Origin of the sequence: Thalassospira sp. UBA848, from assembly GCF_002295455.1 — a bacterium.
Lineage (GTDB): Bacteria > Pseudomonadota > Alphaproteobacteria > Rhodospirillales > Thalassospiraceae > Thalassospira.
The window spans coordinates 1-18,057 of record NZ_DBGS01000105.1; the positions used below are offsets into that span (position 1 = coordinate 1).

Genomic DNA, 18,057 nt, shown 5'->3' on the forward strand with positions numbered 1-18,057 from the left:
AAGGGGCATCGCAAGCTTGCGATGGTGGCCGGCCATTTTGAAAGTTCGGACCGTTCGCGCCAGCGTTATGACGGGTTTTGTCAGGCCATTAACGACGCACACCAAAAGGACGGAGCGGCGATGGCAGTCCCGCGCCTGTGTCAGGTCGGGTTTGGCGAGACCGATCTTGAGGGCATCCTTGAAAGTTTTCTGACCGGGCCGGATGCGGTCACGGGTCTTGTCTGTTCGACTGACATGCTGGCGATTGCGGCAATCAGCGCATGCCGCACCTATGGGCTTTCGGTCCCGGGGGATGTGTCAGTCGGGGGCATTGACGGAATTGCGGTGGGTGGGCTGATCACACCGAAACTGTGTTCGGCCGTTCAACCCACCCAGAAGATGGGCCAGCAGGCGCTTGCATTCCTGCTGGGCCTGATACGGGGGCAGACAGAACCGCAAAGTTTGCTTTTGCCCCATCAACTTAGCACGGGTGAGTCGATCGGACCCGCCCGGCATCAGTCATCACCCCGATTATAGGGAGATCAAAAGTGCGTTTCAAACAACTTGTCATGGGTGTGAGCCTTGCGGTTGCTGCCACGGCGGCACAGCCTGCCTTCGCTGATGAAGCAGCGATTTGCTATAACTGCCCGCCGGAATGGGCCGATTGGGGCGGACAGCTCAAGAATATCTCGAAAGATCTGGGCATTGATGTCCCGCAGGATAACAAAAACTCGGGCCAGACCCTGTCGCAGCTTTTGGCGGAAAAAGAAAACCCGGTTGCCGATGTCGCCTATTACGGTGTGTCTTTTGGCATCAAGGCCAATGAAGCCGGTGTTGTTCAGAACTACAAGCCGACCAATTTCGATGCGATCCCGGATGGTCTGAAAGACCCGAACGGCGCGTGGTTTGCGATCCATTCCGGCACGATTGGCCTGTTTGTCAATGTTGACGCGCTTGACGGTGCGCCGGTTCCGCAAAGCTGGAATGACCTTTTGAAGCCGGAATATGCGGGCATGGTCGGGTACCTTGACCCATCAAGCGCCTTTGTCGGCTATGCCGGTGCGGTTGCGATCAACCGTGCCATGGGCGGGTCACTTGATGATTTCGCGCCGGGTATCGAGTTCTTCAAGAAGCTGAAGGAAAACGATCCGATTGTGCCGAAACAGACCGCCTATGCACGTGTTCTGTCGGGCGAAATTCCGATCCTGCTTGATTATGATTTCAATGCCTATCGCGCGAAATACAAAGACAGTGCGAATGTTGAATTCGTCATCCCGTCCGAGGGTACGGTCACGGTGCCGTATGTCATGAGCCTGGTTGCCAACAACCCGCATGGCGAGAATGGCAAAAAGGTTCTGGATTATGTGATGTCGGACAAAGGCCAGTCCCATTGGGCAAATGCCTTCCTGCGTCCGGTGATCCCGAGTGCAATGTCGCCGGAAGCGGCATCCAAGTTCCTGCCGGAAGCCGACTATGCCCGTTCCCAGCCGGTTGATTACGCCAAGATGGCAACCGTACAGACCGGGTTCTCTGACCGTTATCTGGCCGAGGTACGTTAAGGTGTCGATGGACCTTGATTTGAAGGAGGGGCGTTCGCGCCCTTCCTTGCTTTCATCCTTTTTAACCCCGCGCGCAGCGGCTGCAAGCCCGGCGATCCTGACGGTCTTGCTAATCCCGGGGCTTGTGATTGTTGCGGCGTTCTTTTTGATCCCGCTTGCGCGTGTTGCGGTCGAAGTCGGCAACGGGCCGGAGGGATGGGGGACGTATCTTCTGATCCTGACCAATGCGCGCTATCTGGAAAGTCTGATCCAGACGCTTGCGATGTCGGCAGGCGTTACGATGATGGCGTTGATCCTGTGTGCGGTTGTCGGGCTGTTTTTGGTGCGCAACAGATTTGCCGGGCGCAGCATTTTGATCGGGACATTGACCTTGCCACTGTCCTTTCCGGGCACGGTGGTTGGCTTCATGGTGATCATGCTGGCCGGACGCCAAGGTGTGATTGGCGGGCTGACGGATGCGGCCTTTGGGGCCAAACTTGTCTTTGCCTATGACATTGCCGGTCTTTTTATCGGCTATCTGTATTTTTCGATCCCGCGCGTGATCTTGGCGGTGATGGCATCTGCCGAGAAGCTTGACCTGCAGCTTGAAGAAGCGGCGCAGTCGCTTGGTGCGTCGCGGTTTCGTGTGATTTGCGACGTGATTTTACCCGGCCTCATGCCCGGCCTGATTTCATCAGGGGCCATTTGCTTTGCAACGGCGATGGGCGCGTTTGGCACGGCCTTTACGCTGGCGACCGATATCGATGTGTTGCCGATGGTGATCTATACCGAATTTACCCGGAACGCCAATATCCCGGTGGCGGCTGCGCTTAGCATCGTTCTGGGCCTGATTACCTGGGCGTGTCTGGCTGCGGTGCGCAGCTTTACCGGCGAGGGCAAAAGCCTGCCGGTGCGCGGAGGGGCATAATATGCGACGCACAGGTGTCTTTTACGCGCAGCTTGGCCTGACCATTTTGCTGTGTCTTTTTATCGTAGTGCCGATCGTGATGTCCGCCCTTGCCGGGGTGACGGTCAATGTGTTTCAGGGATTGTCTTCGGGCCTGACGCTGCGCTGGATATTCGAGGTCTGGGACCTTTATGCATCAAGCATCTTTTTGTCATTGTGGCTGGCGATTGCGTGTCTGTTCGTCACCCTGATTGCCGGTGTGCCGTTGGCATATGTTCTGGTGCGCAAGCCCGGCCGTGCCACCCGGTTGTTTGAAGAATTGCTGACACTGCCGGTGGCGATCCCGGGTCTGGCATTGGCGCTCGCACTTTTGATCACCTATGGCGGGGTCAGTGGATATCGATCCAGTTGGCTTTTCATCCTGACAGGGCATGTGTTGTTTACCCTGCCATTTATGGTGCGATCTGTCGCGGCGGTGATGTCGGCGATGGATATGAAAACCCTTGAAGAAGGGGCGGCAAGCCTTGGTGCCGGGTTCTGGCGGCGGTTTTTTACGGTCATTGTGCCCAATGCCAAGCCGGGCATTCTGGCCGGTGCATTGATGGTGGTCACGCTGTCGGTCGGGGAGTTCAACCTGACCTGGATGTTGCATACGCCGCTGACCAAAACGCTGCCGGTCGGGCTTGCGGATGCTTATGCCTCCATGCGCCTTGAGATCGGCAGTGCCTATACCCTGATTTTCTTTGTACTGATCATGCCGTTGCTGATTGCCATGCAAATAATGGCAAACCGGGGCAGCAAGCCCGCACGCGCGACGGCGGAGGATAAATAATGACCACTTCCCAAAAACAGGCAGCGCAGGCGCAAGACGCCGGTACTGCGATTGCGCTGAAAAACTGTGCGAAAACCTTTGCCGATGGCACACGCGCGCTGATGCCTTTCGATCTGTCGATCACGGCGGGCGAGACGCTGGTTTTGCTGGGGCCATCAGGCTGCGGCAAAACCACGATCCTGCGCATGATTGCCGGGCTGGAGTTCCCCGATGCGGGGGGTGCAATCCATTTCGGCGACGACGATGTGACCCGCCAGTCGATTGAGCAGCGTCGGGTCGGCATGGTGTTTCAGTCCTATGCGCTGTTTCCCAATATGACGGTGGCCGAAAACGTGGCCTATGGCCTTAAGGTGCAAAAGGTTGGCAAGGCCGAACGCGATCAGCGCGTGCGCGAGATGCTGGAAATGATGCATATCGACATGCTGGCCGATCGCCGGGTTGATCAGCTTTCCGGTGGGCAGCGCCAGCGTGTGGCCCTTGCGCGCGCCATCGGACCGCGCCCGCGTGTTTTGCTGCTCGACGAGCCGTTGACAGCCCTTGATGCCAAGCTGCGCGTCCGGCTCAGGACCGAGATCAATGCGCTTTTACGCAAGCTTGGCATTACAGCGATTTACGTCACCCATGATCAGGAAGAAGCCATGGCACTGGGCGACCGGATTGTTGTGATGCAAAAGGGCGAAATCGCGCAGATTGGCACACCACAGGAAATCTATCGTGCGCCGAAAACGCCGTTTGTGGCCGACTTCGTCGGGGCAAGTAATTGCCTGAAGGTTGATATCGAAAACGGGCGGGCGTTGCTGGGCAAGGTTGATGTTGATGTATCGCCCGCCTGGAATGCCAGCCAGACGACCGACGGGTTGTCAGAAATCTATTTCCGGGCCGATGGCCTGGCGCTTTGTGCCGCGGATGATGCCCATTTCACCGCGAGGGTAGAGGCTGTTTCCTATTTGGGGGAACGCCTGCGCGTGACGGTTTCGGGCATCGGCGAAGATGCGGTTTTGGTTGATACCGACCCTGATACAAACATGACGCCGGGCGAGACGGTGCATTGCCGGTTGGTGCCCGAACGCCTCACCGTGTTTGCCGCAAGCTGACGGTTTCCAGTCCCAACACGAACAAGAAATTCCAGATACGAGAGACTTTAAAAGCATGCTTATTGCGCAATTGACCGATTTGCACATCGGTGCCGGGCGGCGTCTGGCCTATCGCAAGGTGGATACGGCAACGGCCCTTGAACGGGCGGTGGCACGGGTGAATGCCATGGTGCCGCGCCCGGATATGGTTGTGTTTACCGGTGATATTGGTGATCTGGGGACAGCCGATGAGTACGCACTGGTGAAAGACACCCTGCGCGACCTTGACGTGCCGTTTTACATGATCCCGGGCAACCATGATCAGCGTGCGCCTCTGCGCGCAGCCTTTCCCGATGCCATGCCAGTCGAAGACGGGGGTGAGTTCATCAATTATGTGATTGATGCCGGGCCGGTCAGGCTGATCGCGCTTGATAGCCTTGATGAAGGTCGGCCAGAGGGCAAATTGTGTTCGGCCCGATTGGACTGGCTAGAGCGCACGCTGCATGATGGTGATGACAGGCCTTGTGTCTTGTTTGTCCATCACCCGCCTGTCGCGGTCGGGATCAAGCACATGGATGATCAGCGGCTTTTGAGCGGGGCAGAAACATTTGCCCAGATCGTGCTGGCGCATGAAGACCGTATTCAGGCGATCATGTGTGGCCATCTGCACCGTCCGATCCATACACGCTGGGCAGGCGTGCCGTTGATTGTTGCGCCATCCATTGCCCATCAGGTTGCGCTGGATTTGCGCGATGACGGACCGTCGGCCTTTACCATGGAACCGCCAGCGATGCATTTGCATCGCTGGGACGAAAAGCAGCAATGCCTTCTGACCCATCTGGCCTATGTCGACCACTATGACGGGCCACATCCGTTCTTTGACGAGAACGGCAAACTGATTGTCTGAAAAAGGGGGGGGGCTTATTTGCCCACCCCGACCTTGATGGCGAGTTTGCGGAGCGGGCCGATGCGGTTAATCGCGGTGAGGCCGGCATAGCGCAGGTCGCGGAGCGTTTTGGGTTCGAACATTGACGCGCGGTTGAGCAAATCAATGCCGCCGACCCGCATGACGGTTTTGGGCAACTGGCGGCGTTCGTAGGATTTCAGGAGCGGGGTCGCGCCGATATCCTCATTATGCAGTTTGGCCTTGGCCATCAGTTCGGCCAGGGTTTCGATGTCATGCAGGCTCATATTGAGCCCTTGTGCGCCGATTGGCGGGACGACATGGGCGGATTCTGCGATCAAGGCAAGGCGGGCGGCAATCAGGCGCGAGGGCACTTGCGAGATCATCGGCCAGACGGCACGCGGGCTTGCGACGGTCAGCGGGCCAAAAAGGTTCATGGTGTCGTGGGTGATTTCGGCTGACAGGGCTTCATCGGTCATGGCGTTCAGATCATCGACACGGCTGGCCGGGACCATCCAGACCACGGACGAGCAGGGCTTGCCATCAAGGTCGGGCATGGGCACCAGCGTCAGCGGACCACCGGTGCGGTGGATTTCGGTCGAGATGTTGTCATGGGGATCATTGTGGGTGACGACAAACACCAGTGCACTTTGATCATAGGCCCAGCGTTTGTATTTGATCCCGGCCATATCGCGCAAAGACGAGTTGCGACCATCGGCCGCAACAACGATTTTGGCCCGCACGGTCTGACCATCCGACAGGGTTGCCTCGCCATAGCGTGACGTGCTTTTGAACGCAGTCACCGTGGTCGAAAAGCGGAAATCGACATTATCGAGTTCGCCCAAGCGCGCCATCAGGGCCACACGGGCCGCCTTGTTCGACACATTCCAGCCAAAGAAGCCGTTCTTGGTTTCAGCACCGTCAAAATCGGCGGTTTCGCGCGGGGTGCGTTCGGTGCCACCGGCATCAACAATGCGCATGACGCGCAATTCGGCCCCGGTCGGTTTGATGGCATCCCAGACGCCAGCCTTTTTAAGGGTTTCGATGCCCGGCTCGAGAAAGGCGGTGGTGCGCAAATCCGTGCCTTCGCCAATATCCACGGGGGCCGGGTCGACAATCACGATCTGATGGCCGTCGGCGGCAAACCGTGCCGCGGCACTCATTCCGGCGATCCCGCCGCCTGCAATCAGAATATCGGTTTCGATCATGACTGTTTATCCTGTTCCTTGGCCCGGGATGGTCGCGCTAAACCGGGCGCTATCGGCTGTAATCCATGCCGGGCAATGTGCCCTGTCCCATCACTATACGCAACGGTTTTGCCATCCGTTTTGATCCAGATTACGTCACGGCGATTTGGGCGGGCAGAGATAAGGTGGGCGCGGGGGATTGCCCCATGAGGAAAAGTGGGCCATTTTTGGAAGTGCCTACCGCCACCACCCCTGACAACAAGGATTCCGCACATGCTCGCCTGGGTATATCTGTTTATTGCGATCAGTCTTGAAGTGATCGGGACGATATCGCTTAAATTCTCGGATGGATTTACCGATTGGCGCTTTACGGTTCTTAGTCTTGGCGTCTATGGCCTGAGCTTCTGGTTTTTGTCGATGACGCTGCGCATCATTCCGGTCGGAACGGCCTATGCGGTGTGGGCCGGGCTTGGCACGGCATCGGTTGCCCTGATTGGCTGGCTGTTCCTGAAGGAACCGATGACCGCAGTCAAGGCGGTGTTGTTGCTGATGATCATTGGCGGGGTGGTCGGGCTCAAGACCATCAGCACAGAAAGTTAACCTTGTTAACTTGATGCGTTGCCCACCGGGAGAGCAATAGCATTAATGTCGGCTGCGATATCTTGGTGGGCTGGTGACCAGCCCAGGTCGCGGCGTGCTTTTTGATTGCTCATGACCTGATGATGGGCAAGGCCCGCAGCCCAACTGCCAAGGCGGTCCATTGCCGTTTGGGTGGTGATTGTACCGACCTTGCAATCGCGCCCACCGAAACGGGTTGCGATCAGATGGGCGAGGCGGTGGTTTGAAACGTCATTGATCCCGACCCCGAAATAGGACGTGCCCGGTTTGGCATGGCATAAGGCCAGGCAATAGAGATCGGCCAAATCATCGCCATGGATCATCGGCAGGGTGATTTCGCCAGATCCGATGATGGTGACACGGTTTTCTGTGCGGGCGGTTTCCATATCGCGGGTCAATAATCCATAATGCCCGTGCCGTCCGGTGGCGTAAACACAGGCCGGATGAATGATGATGCCGTCAATCCCGTCATCGCCCAGGACACGGTCAATGCCCGGACACATCCATTGGAAGTCGGGCAAGGGATCGAACATGCAGCTTTCATCAATTTCTGCGTCAGACCCGGTTTGGGGGAATAGCCATGTGCCGCCGGTATAGATAAAGCGCACACGGCCCGGCATTTTTCGGGCCGCGGGAAGCAAGTGATCCAGAAGGATACCATCGGCCTTGGCCATATCATCGGCAAAGGTGCAGGCGGTGTGGATTATGGCATCTACGTTTGGCAAATGACCGATCCACGCGGCGGGGGTGGTGATGTCACCGATGATCGGGGTTGCGCCAAGATCGGACAGCATTTTGTGGCTGGCATCTGATCGGGCGAGTGCGAAGACATCGTGTTGATGCGTGATCAGGTTTTCAACGATGGCCGAGCCGATCAGGCCGCTTCCGCCCGTGACAAAAACGCGCATGCTATGTTCCCTGGTTGTTGTGTTGCGCGTGGTTATCGAACCTGAACCATGGTTGGGGTCAAGGGCAATTTGAGGCGGTTGAGTACAAAAAAGGCCGGGCAGATCTGCCCGGCCTTGATGTCGTGATCGCAAAGGACTTAGTTGGCGATTTCGAAAATGCCATCGATTTCAACCGCAACACCAAGCGGCAGGGCGGCAACGCCAACAGCCGAGCGGGCGTGTTTACCCGCATCGCCAAAGATTTCGACCATGGTGTCAGACGCGCCATTGACGACTTTGGGCTGATCGGTGAAGTCCGGCGCGGAATTGACGAATGCGTTCAATTTGACAACACGGGAGACCTTGTCGAGATCGCCGATGGCGGCTTTGAGCTGTGCAACAAGGTTGAGCGCGCAAAGACGGGCGGCCTTCTGGCCGGTTTCAACATCATAGTCGGCACCGAGCTTGCCCACGAATTTCAGTTCGCCATTTTCCATGGTGATCTGACCGGAAATATGAACCAGATTGCCAGAGATGACATAGGGCACATAATTCGCGACCGGGGCAGTCGCGGTCGGCAGCGAGATGCCGAGATTGGCAAGATGGGCGTCGATTTTACCAGCCATGATGATCCATCCTTTTTGCGTGGCAGATGTATTGGTTTGTCGCCAACTTATCGGGGTTAGCGGACAAACAAAACAATTTCTTTGTATCCCTGCAATTGACTGTAAAGCATGGTGGGCAAGGGGATTGGCCGTGATTAAGAACTGTTGAAAAAAAATATCGAATTGTCATAAGGACAAAGGCCCGTAACAATGGTGCAATGCGCAGCACGCGTTAGGCCCTGACCCTAGGCGTGCTGCTTTGTTTTTTTTATAGCGATGTGATGTGGCGAAAGCCGGGAAAAGGTTGGACAGATGGCGTTACAGGATCGGTTGACGAATGTGCATGGTGGCTTGATTGCCCTGCTGGGGGTTTTGATCCTGTCGCCCGATGCGCTGTTGTTGCGACTGATCGGGGCCGATGATTTCACCACGGCGTTCTGGCGGCTGGGCTTTTTGACCATTGCGCTTTTGCTGGTCGCGCTTTGGAATGGCGCCAAGCGCGGCGAGGGCATTGTTCAATCCATCCGACCCAGCGGCTATGAAATGCTGACCGGGTTGTTTTACGGCGGGACCTGCACGTTATTTATGTTTTCGGTGCGCAATACCGATGCCGCCAACACATTGATCATTATCGCGGCAACCCCGCTTTTGGCCGGGTTGATTGGCGTTTTTGTCTTCAAACTTTCCCAGCCGATCCGGACATGGATTGCCTCAATCGTGGTGTTCGTCGCATTGCTGAGCCTGTTTAGTGCCGGCTTTGGCGGGGAGAATGCGCTGGGTGACATGTTGGCCCTTGGCGCGTCGCTTTGCATGGCGGGTTACTTCAATGTGCTGGGGGCGAAGCCCGAAGTTGACGCGCTCAAGGGGATGTTGTTTGGCGCGTTCGTTGTGACACTGATCCTGCTGCCCGGGGCCGCGCCGTTATCGCCAGTTGGTCTGGACTGGGTCTGGCTTTTGATGCTGGGCTTTTGGGTGCTGCCGGTTTCCTTCCTGTTGATCGCCTATGCGTCGCGCAAAATCCCGGCCGCCGAGGTCAGCCTGATTATGCTGAATGAAGCGATCTTTGGATCGTTTCTGGTTTGGGTATTTGTCCAGGAAGTTCCCGACGAGATGACGCTGATGAGCGGAACGGTCGTGATCAGCACACTTGTGGTCCACAGCCTTTTGGGGCTGCGTGCCAGCAAGCGTGCCCGCAGTGCGGCCTGAGGTCTTTATCCCGGTAAACAGTCGTTTTTTAACGCCAAATAGACTTGTCGCGAATTGACATATGAGTTGCCCCGGTTTAATTGAGTGTACTCAGTGAGTGTGCTCATTTTAGGGGTCGAGATGAATAGTCGAGCCGCGCAACGTCAACAAACCCGTCAGAAAATCCTTGATGCCGCCAGAGATTGCTATGGGGCAGGGTCATTTGACGCCGTTTCTACGCGTGAAGTCGCCCAACGGGCCGGTGTCGCCGAAGGTACGATATTCAATCACTTTCCAACCAAGGAAGAACTGGTGATCAGTTGTGTCGGCGATCAGCTTGCCGAGGCGATTGAGAAGGGGCTTTACACGATGGACCCGGAATGGTGCTTCGTTGACAAGGTGATGCATGTTGCCTCCTATCGCTTTACCCAGGTCGGACTTAATCCCGGTTTGTGGCAGGTGATCATGCAGCAGGTCGTGTTTTCCCCCCGCAAGGGTGCGGTACAAGCCATCATGGAAAGCAGCGGCCTGATTGCCGCCATTCAGGCCCTGATCGAGGAAGCGCAGCTTTCGGGGGAGCTTAATCCCGATTTGGCACCGCAACTGATTCGGAAAACCTTGATGGCATTGTTCTTGTTCACCATCCACGAGCATTTCAGCACGCAGAATTTTGACTGTCAGGATATGTGCGCAACCTTGCGCGAGCTGCTTGAAACACAGGTCAAGGGGCTTTGGGCGTGTGAACCGGAACTGGCGGCGTAAGCGCCGGGATATGCCTTATTCGCCGATGAGATGCAGGGTGACCTTGCGGTGATGGGGGGCACGGCGATGTTCGAACAAATAGATTCCCTGCCATGTTCCAAGCACGGCCCGGCCACTCGATACCGGAATGGTCAGTGACACATCGGTCAGGGCTGATTTGATGTGGGCGGGCATGTCATCGGGCCCTTCGCAAGTATGGCGATAGAGGCTGGGATTTTCCTGCACCAACTGCCCGAAGAAGGTTTCCAGATCAAAGCGCACATCGGGATCGGCATTTTCCTGAATGGTCAGGCTGGCCGAGGTGTGACGGACAAAGATGGTCAGCTGGCCGCGTTCAAGACCGGTCTGGTTCACCCATGACTGGATCGGTTCGGTGACTTCATAAAGCCCCTGACCGCTGGTGGTGATTTCAAGAGTGATCTGATCTTGCGAGAGCATGGAGCGATTCCATCCTGCGATAACGTTGAATTTCCTGTGATCGTAAAGACCGAAGCCATCAATAACAAGGGCAGCGAATGGACCGAAACAGATGGCCAGGCCGCGTGCCACAATATTGCCACTTGACGTTAAGGTGCGGCGGGCATATCGATTTGCTCGTCAACTTTTTAAGTGGAAATCATTTTGCGTCTTATTTCCTGTATGCTTGTTATCCTGATCGCACTGACAGTCCTGCTGTCGGGCCAGGGAAACGTGCATGCAGCGTCCGGCCAGTCTGATGCAGGTCACCATGGTATGGTGATTGAAACGACTTCCACTGCGAAACCGATATCCGGCGATCCACATTTTTCACATGGCGATGTCTGTGGCATCACCGCGTGTGGTCCGTATGTTGATCAACATGACGGACTGTCAATGTTTATGCCGGTTGTTTCGGTTGCGACCTTCTGGATCAAGGATCGTCCGGTTGCGTCTGCCGATGCGGATGGCAACTACAAGCCCCCGCGCGCCTGAAAATAATCCCGTCTTTCTGCAACACTTGCCGTCGTCTGTCTGATCCCGCCGGGACATGACAGCATCATGTGCGCCTGTTCAAGCAGGGCTGCGACGGCATTCACGTTCGATGATTATTTTCAGGAGCATGATATGCCCAACTTCAAAACGTCCTTTTTCGCCCGCATTGCCATGTCGACAACCATGATCGGCGCATTGATGGCCGCGCCGGGTGCGCTGTTTGCCAGCCCGAGCCACGGTCAAGGCCATGGCCATGGTGCCGGATCGACAATTTCGGAAATCGGCACACCGGGCACCGCCGCAGATGTCACCCGGACCATCAAGGTGATCATGGAAGACAACTTCTTTGATGCGGAAACCATCGAGGTCCGTGCAGGTGAAACGATCCTGTTCCAGATCGAGAACAAGGGCGATTTTGTTCATGAATTCAACATCGGTACTGCGGCCATGCATGCCAGCCATCAGCAGGAAATGATGATGATGATGGAACATGGTGCGCTTGATATCGACAAGATCCATATGGACCGGATGAAAATGGATATGGGCAACGGCATGACCATGGAACATGACGATCCCAACAGCGTCCTTCTTGAGCCCGGAAAAACAGCCGAGATCATCTGGACTTTCCCGGCCGATGCAGAGCTTGAATTCGCCTGCAATGTCCCGGGCCATTATGAAAGCGGCATGATGGGCAAGGTCCGTCTGCAGTCATAGGCCAGTTGGTTTGAATTGCCAGAGGCCGGGCAACGCCCGTTGCCTCTGGTGTTTCTGCAAGTTTTGGAAATCCATAAAATGAAAACAAACTACCTCAAAGGCGTCCTTGCCGGGGCGTTGGCGATGGTTGCCCTGTCGACTGTCAGTCGGGCGGCGACCTATGACCTGACGGTCGATTATGTCACCATTGATACCGGTGAAAGCAAAACCAAAGGCATCGGTTATAACGGTGCATCACCCGGTCCGACCTTGCGTTTCAAGGAAGGCGAGGAAGCGGTGATCAATGTCACCAATAATCTGAAAGAAGCCACCTCGATCCATTGGCATGGCTTGATCCTGCCCTATCAGATGGACGGGGTGCCGGGCATCAGTTTCCCCGGGATCGAACCGGGCGAGACATTTACATATCGCATTCCGGTCACGCAAAGCGGCACATACTGGTTCCACAGCCATTCCGGTTTTCAGGAGCCGGACGGGGCCTATGGTTCGATCATTATCGAGCCGGAAAAACGTGAGCCTTTCAAGTTCGACCGCGAATATGTGGTGGTGCTGAAAGACAAGCATCCCCATTCGGGCGATCGCATTTTGCGGAACCTGAAAATGATGCCGGATTACTACAACCGTAAACAGCGCACGATTGGCGACTTCTTTGATGATGTTTCCAAAAATGGTCTGGGCGCAACGCTTTCGGAGCGTGGCGACTGGGGCAATATGCGCATGATGCGCACTGATATCGAGGATGTGCAGGGCTTTACAGGCCTGATCAACGGCAAATCCCCGGAACAGAACTGGACCGGTTTGTTCAAGCCTGATGAACGCGTGCGTCTTCGGTTCATCAACGCATCGGCGATGACCTATTTCGATGTTCGTATTCCCGGTCTTGAGATGACCGTGGTGCAGGCTGATGGCAACAATGTTCAGCCCGTACGTGTTGATGAATTCCGCATTTCGGTTGCTGAAACCTATGACGTGATCGTGCAGCCCAAGGAAGAAAAGGCCTATCAGATTATGGCGGAATCGATGGGGCGTTCCGGGTTTGCCTTTGCCACCCTTGCTCCGCGTGAAGGCATGGTGGCAGAGATGCCGGAATTGCGCACGGAGCCGCCGGTTCTGACCATGGCAGACATGGGCATGGATCACAGTAATATGGCCGGAATGTCAGATTTGGCAGATATGTCAGGTGTCACGGCGACCGGTGGTATTGATCACAGTGCAATGGGCCATGACATGTCAGCGATGAGCGGTGCGGATAACGGGACCAATGATCCGTTCTATGCCGCGGGCAGTGGCTTGGTTCCGCAAGCAGCAAATGGTGGAAAGTTCCTGTCCTATGCCGACCTGAAGGCGCAAAAGCCGCTTTATGAGGATCGCCCGGCAACGCGTGAGATCGAGTTGCGACTGACCGGGAACATGGAACGCTATACCTGGACAATCAATGGCGTGAAGTACGAAGACGCTGATCCGATCCGGCTGAAATACGGTGAGCGTGTCCGGTTCAAGTTTGTTAATGAAACCATGATGTCCCATCCGATGCATCTGCATGGCATGTGGTCGATCCTTGATACCGGGCAGGGCAAATGGGACCCGGTCAAACACACGATCAATATCAATCCCGGCATGACGGTTTATTCAGAAACCGAGGTCGATGAACCGGGTGAATGGGCGTTCCATTGTCATCTGAGCTATCACATGGCAACCGGCATGTTCCGCAAGGTCATTGTTGAAGGCGGTCCGGCCATCACCCAGCTTGAGAACGGGAACTGATCGATCATGAAAAAACGTGGATTGATGATGATTGCCAGTGGCGTCGCATTGGCCGTGGGCGCAGCTCCGGGGGCCGGTATGGCTGCTGATGCCAGGGTTTACTATGGTTTTCAGGCAGAGCTGCTTGAATACCGCATTAGTGATGAAAGCGAAAAGCGCCTTGTCTGGGATGCGGATGCCTTTGTCGGAACGGACGAACTCAAACTGCGCTGGCAGGGAGAGGGCGAACGTGACCTTGACGGCGACAGTTATGAAAAGCTTGAGAACCGGTTTGTCCTGCAAACCCCGATCAGTGACTTTTTCGATGCCAAGGGCGGTGTGCGGATTGACACACCCGAGGGCGCGGATCGTTGGTATGGCACGGTTGGTGTCGTCGGGCTTGCGCCGCAATGGTTTGAAGTCGATGCGGATCTGTTCGTCAGCGAGACGGGCGATGGCAGTGCACGGCTTGATGTCGAGTATGAAGGGCTGTTGACCAATCGGGTCACCTTGACCCCGTCGTTCGAGATCAATGCCGCCTTTTCCGAAGATCGCGAGATCGAGGTCGGCAAGGGTTTATCAAGTGCGGAGTTCGGTCTGCGACTGAGCTACGACCTGATTGATCGGGCCATCGTGCCCTATGTCGGTGTTGCCTATGAACGGAAGTTCGGGGACACCGCAGACTTTGCCAAACATGATGGCGAGGATTACGAGGCGACCTATCTGGTCACCGGGCTTCGCGTGATGTTCTAGACAAAAGGCCGGGAGATGAATTCTCCCGGCCTTTTTGATTTTGGGAATACTGTGATCAGACAGCGCTTTTGACGCCGCCCTGATCATGGAAACGAAGGGCGGTCATGGCAAGGTTGCCGAACTCGTAACTGTCATGGAGAAGATCGGGTTCGAAGTCATCCGATGCAGCACCCAGCGCAACATAGAAGGGCATCAGGTGATCGTCCTCCGGATGGGCCATGGCAGCGTGCGGGGCAAGGCTTCTGTAATCAAGCAGGGCGTCGATATCGTGTGCCTTGACCTTTTCCACCATCCAGTCGGTGAATTCCTTTGCCCACGGATCAATCGGGCCTTCGTTGCGATCAAGCGCACGCAGATTGTGTGTCATCGCACCGCTTGCGACCACCAGAACTCCCTTATCGCGCAGACCACGCAGCTTTTTGCCAAGTTCGAAATGTTCGCGCGGGCCACCGTGACCCAGCATGGAAAGCTGAAAGACCGGAATGTCGGCATTGGGGCGGGCCAGATACATCGGCATCCAGGCGCCATGATCCAGACCACGGGTGGCATCGGTCTCGATGCCAAGATCGCTGGCGATTTCGCGGGCCAGTTCCGGTGCGCCGTCGACACCGTATCGCAGATCATAAAGCGGTTGCGGGAAACCATAGAAGTCATGGATGGTTTCCTGATGCGCTGCGGTCGAGATGGTCGGGCTTGATGTCTGCCAGTGGGCCGAAACAATCAGAATGGCGCGCACACCGTCGGTCAATTTCGAAAGTTCATCGACAAAAAAGTCAAAGGCCGGGGTGCTTTGACGCGCCACCAACATCGGCGACCCGTGCGAAATAAAGATCGGTGCAAGATGTGTTGCGCTGCTGCCGGTATCTGAAGACGTGATTGCCATGGGAAAGCCTCGTGGGATTAAGTTGGGTCAATCGCTTGTCATTTGTGATAAATATGCGGTGCGATTGGGAAAGTGACTAGTCGCTGTTTGGCAACAGTGTGTTGCCGGGTGCTGTTTTTGTTCATCCCTTGGAAACATTAGCGCAGGGTCGTTTTACCCTGACAGCCCCCGTCGCTGTCGGTCGGAGAGGTTGGCGCGGCGTTAAATGCCGAATTTGGCAAGGCTGAAAACCGGTAAAAACATAGAGTCTTGTAAATCACCCCAAAGAGGCGCACTGTGATTGCTGGAACCTGTTTAATATGGCTGTCAAGGTATGACGCATCAAACATCCCCAAAAAGCACGATACTTGAAAGATCGCGTTTCTCGCTAAATGAGTTGCCCAGCGCACAGCGGTTCGAGGTCTGGAAAGATAGCATCAACTGTATCTATAGCGTGGATGCGGACCGCAGGACCCGTCGGGAAGACTTCGTTGCTGACCTTGATTCATGGCGGCATCGAGATTTGATGATGGTTGAAGCGCGCAGTTGTGCGCAGAGCTTCTTGCGCACATCGCAGATGATCGCGTCCGATGGCATGGATCATTACAATGTGCAGCTTTACACCGACGGCGCGGTGAAGTCCGATGCCGGGCTTGGTGGCGATGTGCTTAAGCGCGGCGGGTTGTTGCTTCTGGATCTGGCGCAGCGCACCGAAGCGCAATCAAGCGAACAGTTCAATTCCGTTCATCTGTTTTTGCCAAGACGGCTGGTCGAGGACCACTTGACCAACCCGGATGATCACAATCTGCGGTTCCTGTCAGAACGTGATCCCATGGTTCGGATGTTGTTTAGCCAGATCCTGTCGATGCACCGCCATATCCACGAGTTCAATGACACGCAAATTTCGGTATTGCAGAAAACCATCGTCATGATGCTGTCGACCTGCCTGAATTCGGCAAAAGGTGAGACAAACACAACACGCGCGCTGCGTCAGGACATCGAAAAAGGGGTGATGATCCGGCGTTATTTCCGCGAAAACCTGCTGTCACCGGAATTGACGGCGGAAACCGCGGCAGATGATCTTGGTCTGTCGCGATCAAGCCTGTACCGGCTGTTTAAAAAGCATGGCGGGGTTAACCAGTATCTGCGCGACATGCGGCTTCGCCACGCGCTTAAACTGTTGACCGACCCGACAGAATGCCGCCGTTCGATCTATGACATTGCACTTGAATGTGGCTATGAAACCGATGCCGGTTTTATTCGCGCCTTTCGCGCGAAATACGACATGACGCCTGGCGATGTCCGTGCCGGTCATGTGCCGCATGCGCGCCATCGTGATGATGAGCGCATTGATAAACGCTATGAAAACTGGCTGCATACACTCGCCTAGAAAAACCTGCGTGTGACGAATTCCCGTTCAGGTCCACCCTTTGACAATGGATCAAGCGACGCATGTGTGTCGAACTTGAAATCGTAGTGGTTTGTGCGTTTAGACGAGATTGAGATCTGGCTCTGCGTGCAGGAATGAAAACGGTATGGATGCCGGGTTGCCGGGAAAACCAAGAATCGCAAGAATTCTGATATTGTTGTCGCGAAGCGAGTTGGCAAGCGTGGTGGCGGACGTCAGATCCGGCAACAAAACCATGCGCGCGCGACCAATATAAGCCTCCATCAACCGGGCAAGGTCCGGGGCTTCATAGCAAATGATCACGACAGGATGCGGTGCGACATCCGAAGACGTTCGTCGTTCCGGATGGAGCGGAATGACGCTGTTTCGGGTGTGTCGACGTATGGCCTTGGATGACTTCATTTCATCCCCTCGTTTAATTGATCTACATGATCAATAGAGTTTGGACTCCTTTACCATATTATAATGTTTTTTGATCCGGACTGTGCGCGGTGTGCCGACTTATTGACCGGGGGTGCCAATAAGCCGGTTTTGGCATCATTTACGGCGCACGTTTGGCCGAATGCCTAGGGCAGGGAGGATGTGACGGTGTTGCTGTCGGTAAGCGAACAATATTCCGAGGCCAGAACAGCAGCATACAGATCAAACACGTCCTGTGCTGCGATGGTCTTGCCATTGGCATCATGCACATCAATTGCCGTGGTGGCATCCAGCACCAACCAGTTTTCAAAGCCAAGGCAGTGCGCCATGCGGATGGTGACATCCATGGAATTGTGGATGACCACGCCGGTAAAGATCAGGCGCTTGATGCCGCGATCATGAAGGTGCTTTTCCAGCGATGTTCCGACAAAGGCGCAATTTTGCTGCTTGGCAATCACGGTTTCCCCGTCAACGGGCAATGCTTCGTCCTTGAACGGCAAACCGGGGCCATCGACATAAAAACTTGAGGCCGGGTTGGCTTCTTCGTGGCGGACATGAATCACCGGCATCTTTGCCGCGCGAAATTTTGCCAGCAGCTTTGCAATCACATCGGCGTAGCCGGGATTGTTTTTGCTGTTCCAGCGCGGATCGTCGATGGCCTTTTGCACATCAAGGACGATCAGCGCTGCGTCATTTCCAAGTTCGGGCAGGGGCATAACGCATTCCTTT

The 18,057-nt window shown here is 55.6% G+C and carries 21 protein-coding genes; 14 read left to right on the top strand and 7 right to left on the bottom strand.

What is annotated here, in order from left to right; genetic code table 11:
* The 6 genes from B2R48_RS14505 to B2R48_RS14530 form a co-directional block, all read left to right on the top strand.
* Positions 1–516: substrate-binding domain-containing protein (locus B2R48_RS14505; protein ID WP_297001738.1), on the top strand; the 516-nt coding region annotated here is incomplete at its 5' end.
* Positions 517–527: 11 nt separating this feature from the next.
* Entirely contained in the window at positions 528–1,538 is a 1,011-nt protein-coding gene (locus B2R48_RS14510; protein WP_297001741.1) for an ABC transporter substrate-binding protein, read from the top strand.
* A 7-nt stretch (positions 1,539–1,545) separates the two neighbouring features.
* Positions 1,546–2,445: an ABC transporter permease gene (locus tag B2R48_RS14515; protein WP_297001886.1), complete on the top strand. Its 900-nt coding sequence runs from the start codon at positions 1,546–1,548 to the stop codon at positions 2,443–2,445.
* A gap of 1 nt (position 2,446) precedes the next feature.
* The gene (locus tag B2R48_RS14520; protein ID WP_297001744.1) at positions 2,447–3,256 is read left to right on the top strand and encodes an ABC transporter permease; all 810 of its coding nucleotides are present in this window, start codon (positions 2,447–2,449) and stop codon (positions 3,254–3,256) included.
* Positions 3,256–4,350 (top strand): ABC transporter ATP-binding protein, encoded by a 1,095-nt coding sequence (locus B2R48_RS14525; RefSeq protein ID WP_297001747.1) that lies wholly within the window; start codon positions 3,256–3,258, stop codon positions 4,348–4,350. The genes B2R48_RS14520 and B2R48_RS14525 overlap by 1 nt, the downstream gene beginning before the upstream one ends.
* A gap of 55 nt (positions 4,351–4,405) precedes the next feature.
* Positions 4,406–5,236 carry a phosphodiesterase gene (locus tag B2R48_RS14530; RefSeq protein WP_297001750.1) on the top strand — a complete coding sequence of 277 codons (831 nt, stop codon included), beginning with the start codon at positions 4,406–4,408 and terminating at the stop codon, positions 5,234–5,236.
* Between the two features lie 14 nt (positions 5,237–5,250).
* Here the strand turns inward: B2R48_RS14530 and B2R48_RS14535 are convergent, their stop codons facing one another.
* Positions 5,251–6,441: an FAD-dependent oxidoreductase gene (locus B2R48_RS14535; protein ID WP_062957770.1), complete on the bottom strand. Its 1,191-nt coding sequence runs from the start codon at positions 6,439–6,441 to the stop codon at positions 5,251–5,253.
* Between the two features lie 252 nt (positions 6,442–6,693).
* Here B2R48_RS14535 and B2R48_RS14540 point away from each other — a divergent pair, with 252 nt between their 5' ends.
* Positions 6,694–7,020: a DMT family transporter gene (locus B2R48_RS14540; protein ID WP_062957772.1), complete on the top strand. Its 327-nt coding sequence runs from the start codon at positions 6,694–6,696 to the stop codon at positions 7,018–7,020.
* A gap of 5 nt (positions 7,021–7,025) precedes the next feature.
* On the opposite strand, the gene B2R48_RS14545 is transcribed toward B2R48_RS14540, so the two are convergent.
* Both B2R48_RS14545 and B2R48_RS14550 read right to left on the bottom strand, forming a co-directional pair.
* Positions 7,026–7,946: an NAD-dependent epimerase/dehydratase family protein gene (locus B2R48_RS14545; protein WP_297001753.1), complete on the bottom strand. Its 921-nt coding sequence runs from the start codon at positions 7,944–7,946 to the stop codon at positions 7,026–7,028.
* Positions 7,947–8,083: 137 nt separating this feature from the next.
* Complete coding sequence (locus B2R48_RS14550) at positions 8,084–8,551, bottom strand: RidA family protein (protein WP_297001756.1); 468 nt, start codon at positions 8,549–8,551, stop codon at positions 8,084–8,086.
* 291 nt (positions 8,552–8,842) lie between these two features.
* Here B2R48_RS14550 and B2R48_RS14555 point away from each other — a divergent pair, with 291 nt between their 5' ends.
* Complete coding sequence (locus tag B2R48_RS14555) at positions 8,843–9,736, top strand: DMT family transporter (protein WP_297001759.1); 894 nt, start codon at positions 8,843–8,845, stop codon at positions 9,734–9,736.
* A 120-nt stretch (positions 9,737–9,856) separates the two neighbouring features.
* Positions 9,857–10,477, top strand: coding sequence for a TetR/AcrR family transcriptional regulator (locus B2R48_RS14560; protein ID WP_062957776.1), 621 nt, complete (start codon positions 9,857–9,859; stop codon positions 10,475–10,477).
* Between the two features lie 15 nt (positions 10,478–10,492).
* On the opposite strand, the gene B2R48_RS14565 is transcribed toward B2R48_RS14560, so the two are convergent.
* On the bottom strand, positions 10,493–10,915 hold the full coding sequence (locus tag B2R48_RS14565; protein ID WP_297001762.1) for a secondary thiamine-phosphate synthase enzyme YjbQ: 423 nt from the start codon (positions 10,913–10,915) through the stop codon (positions 10,493–10,495).
* A gap of 183 nt (positions 10,916–11,098) precedes the next feature.
* Here B2R48_RS14565 and B2R48_RS14570 point away from each other — a divergent pair, with 183 nt between their 5' ends.
* The 4 genes from B2R48_RS14570 to B2R48_RS14585 all read left to right on the top strand — a co-directional run bounded on the left by B2R48_RS14570 (position 11,099) and on the right by B2R48_RS14585 (position 14,638).
* Positions 11,099–11,428, top strand: coding sequence for a hypothetical protein (locus tag B2R48_RS14570; RefSeq protein ID WP_297001765.1), 330 nt, complete (start codon positions 11,099–11,101; stop codon positions 11,426–11,428).
* 132 nt (positions 11,429–11,560) lie between these two features.
* Entirely contained in the window at positions 11,561–12,142 is a 582-nt protein-coding gene (locus B2R48_RS14575) for a cupredoxin domain-containing protein (protein ID WP_297001768.1), read from the top strand.
* Between the two features lie 78 nt (positions 12,143–12,220).
* On the top strand, positions 12,221–13,906 hold the full coding sequence (locus tag B2R48_RS14580; RefSeq protein WP_297001772.1) for a copper resistance system multicopper oxidase: 1,686 nt from the start codon (positions 12,221–12,223) through the stop codon (positions 13,904–13,906).
* 6 nt (positions 13,907–13,912) lie between these two features.
* Positions 13,913–14,638, top strand: a complete 726-nt coding sequence (locus B2R48_RS14585; RefSeq protein ID WP_297001775.1) for a copper resistance protein B — start codon at positions 13,913–13,915, stop codon at positions 14,636–14,638.
* Positions 14,639–14,693: 55 nt separating this feature from the next.
* Here B2R48_RS14585 and B2R48_RS14590 read toward each other — a convergent pair whose 3' ends face one another.
* Positions 14,694–15,521 (bottom strand): DODA-type extradiol aromatic ring-opening family dioxygenase, encoded by an 828-nt coding sequence (locus tag B2R48_RS14590; protein ID WP_297001778.1) that lies wholly within the window; start codon positions 15,519–15,521, stop codon positions 14,694–14,696.
* 313 nt (positions 15,522–15,834) lie between these two features.
* Between B2R48_RS14590 and B2R48_RS14595 the strand changes: the two genes are divergently transcribed.
* Positions 15,835–16,890 (top strand): helix-turn-helix domain-containing protein, encoded by a 1,056-nt coding sequence (locus B2R48_RS14595; protein ID WP_297001781.1) that lies wholly within the window; start codon positions 15,835–15,837, stop codon positions 16,888–16,890.
* Positions 16,891–16,989: 99 nt separating this feature from the next.
* Here B2R48_RS14595 and B2R48_RS14600 read toward each other — a convergent pair whose 3' ends face one another.
* Together B2R48_RS14600 and B2R48_RS14605 are read right to left on the bottom strand one after the other, a co-directional pair.
* Positions 16,990–17,310 (bottom strand): hypothetical protein, encoded by a 321-nt coding sequence (locus tag B2R48_RS14600; protein ID WP_297001784.1) that lies wholly within the window; start codon positions 17,308–17,310, stop codon positions 16,990–16,992.
* Between the two features lie 164 nt (positions 17,311–17,474).
* Positions 17,475–18,044, bottom strand: a complete 570-nt coding sequence (locus tag B2R48_RS14605; protein WP_297001787.1) for an isochorismatase family protein — start codon at positions 18,042–18,044, stop codon at positions 17,475–17,477.
* Between the last annotated feature and the right edge of the window lie 13 nt (positions 18,045–18,057).

What these genes read in the sequence shown, in the direction of transcription:
- B2R48_RS14515 (WP_297001886.1), top strand. Translation starts at nt 1,546, where the DNA reads ATGGACCTTGATTTGAAGGAGGGGCGTTCGCGCCCTTCCTTGCTTTCA.
- B2R48_RS14520 (WP_297001744.1), top strand. Translation starts at nt 2,447, where the DNA reads ATGCGACGCACAGGTGTCTTTTACGCGCAGCTTGGCCTGACCATTTTG.
- B2R48_RS14525 (WP_297001747.1), top strand. Translation starts at nt 3,256, where the DNA reads ATGACCACTTCCCAAAAACAGGCAGCGCAGGCGCAAGACGCCGGTACT.
- B2R48_RS14530 (WP_297001750.1), top strand. Translation starts at nt 4,406, where the DNA reads ATGCTTATTGCGCAATTGACCGATTTGCACATCGGTGCCGGGCGGCGT.
- B2R48_RS14535 (WP_062957770.1), bottom strand. Translation starts at nt 6,441, where the DNA reads ATGATCGAAACCGATATTCTGATTGCAGGCGGCGGGATCGCCGGAATG.
- B2R48_RS14540 (WP_062957772.1), top strand. Translation starts at nt 6,694, where the DNA reads ATGCTCGCCTGGGTATATCTGTTTATTGCGATCAGTCTTGAAGTGATC.
- B2R48_RS14545 (WP_297001753.1), bottom strand. Translation starts at nt 7,946, where the DNA reads ATGCGCGTTTTTGTCACGGGCGGAAGCGGCCTGATCGGCTCGGCCATC.
- B2R48_RS14550 (WP_297001756.1), bottom strand. Translation starts at nt 8,551, where the DNA reads ATGGCTGGTAAAATCGACGCCCATCTTGCCAATCTCGGCATCTCGCTG.
- B2R48_RS14555 (WP_297001759.1), top strand. Translation starts at nt 8,843, where the DNA reads ATGGCGTTACAGGATCGGTTGACGAATGTGCATGGTGGCTTGATTGCC.
- B2R48_RS14560 (WP_062957776.1), top strand. Translation starts at nt 9,857, where the DNA reads ATGAATAGTCGAGCCGCGCAACGTCAACAAACCCGTCAGAAAATCCTT.
- B2R48_RS14565 (WP_297001762.1), bottom strand. Translation starts at nt 10,915, where the DNA reads ATGCTCTCGCAAGATCAGATCACTCTTGAAATCACCACCAGCGGTCAG.
- B2R48_RS14575 (WP_297001768.1), top strand. Translation starts at nt 11,561, where the DNA reads ATGCCCAACTTCAAAACGTCCTTTTTCGCCCGCATTGCCATGTCGACA.
- B2R48_RS14580 (WP_297001772.1), top strand. Translation starts at nt 12,221, where the DNA reads ATGAAAACAAACTACCTCAAAGGCGTCCTTGCCGGGGCGTTGGCGATG.
- B2R48_RS14585 (WP_297001775.1), top strand. Translation starts at nt 13,913, where the DNA reads ATGAAAAAACGTGGATTGATGATGATTGCCAGTGGCGTCGCATTGGCC.
- B2R48_RS14590 (WP_297001778.1), bottom strand. Translation starts at nt 15,521, where the DNA reads ATGGCAATCACGTCTTCAGATACCGGCAGCAGCGCAACACATCTTGCA.
- B2R48_RS14595 (WP_297001781.1), top strand. Translation starts at nt 15,835, where the DNA reads ATGACGCATCAAACATCCCCAAAAAGCACGATACTTGAAAGATCGCGT.
- B2R48_RS14600 (WP_297001784.1), bottom strand. Translation starts at nt 17,310, where the DNA reads ATGAAGTCATCCAAGGCCATACGTCGACACACCCGAAACAGCGTCATT.
- B2R48_RS14605 (WP_297001787.1), bottom strand. Translation starts at nt 18,044, where the DNA reads ATGCCCCTGCCCGAACTTGGAAATGACGCAGCGCTGATCGTCCTTGAT.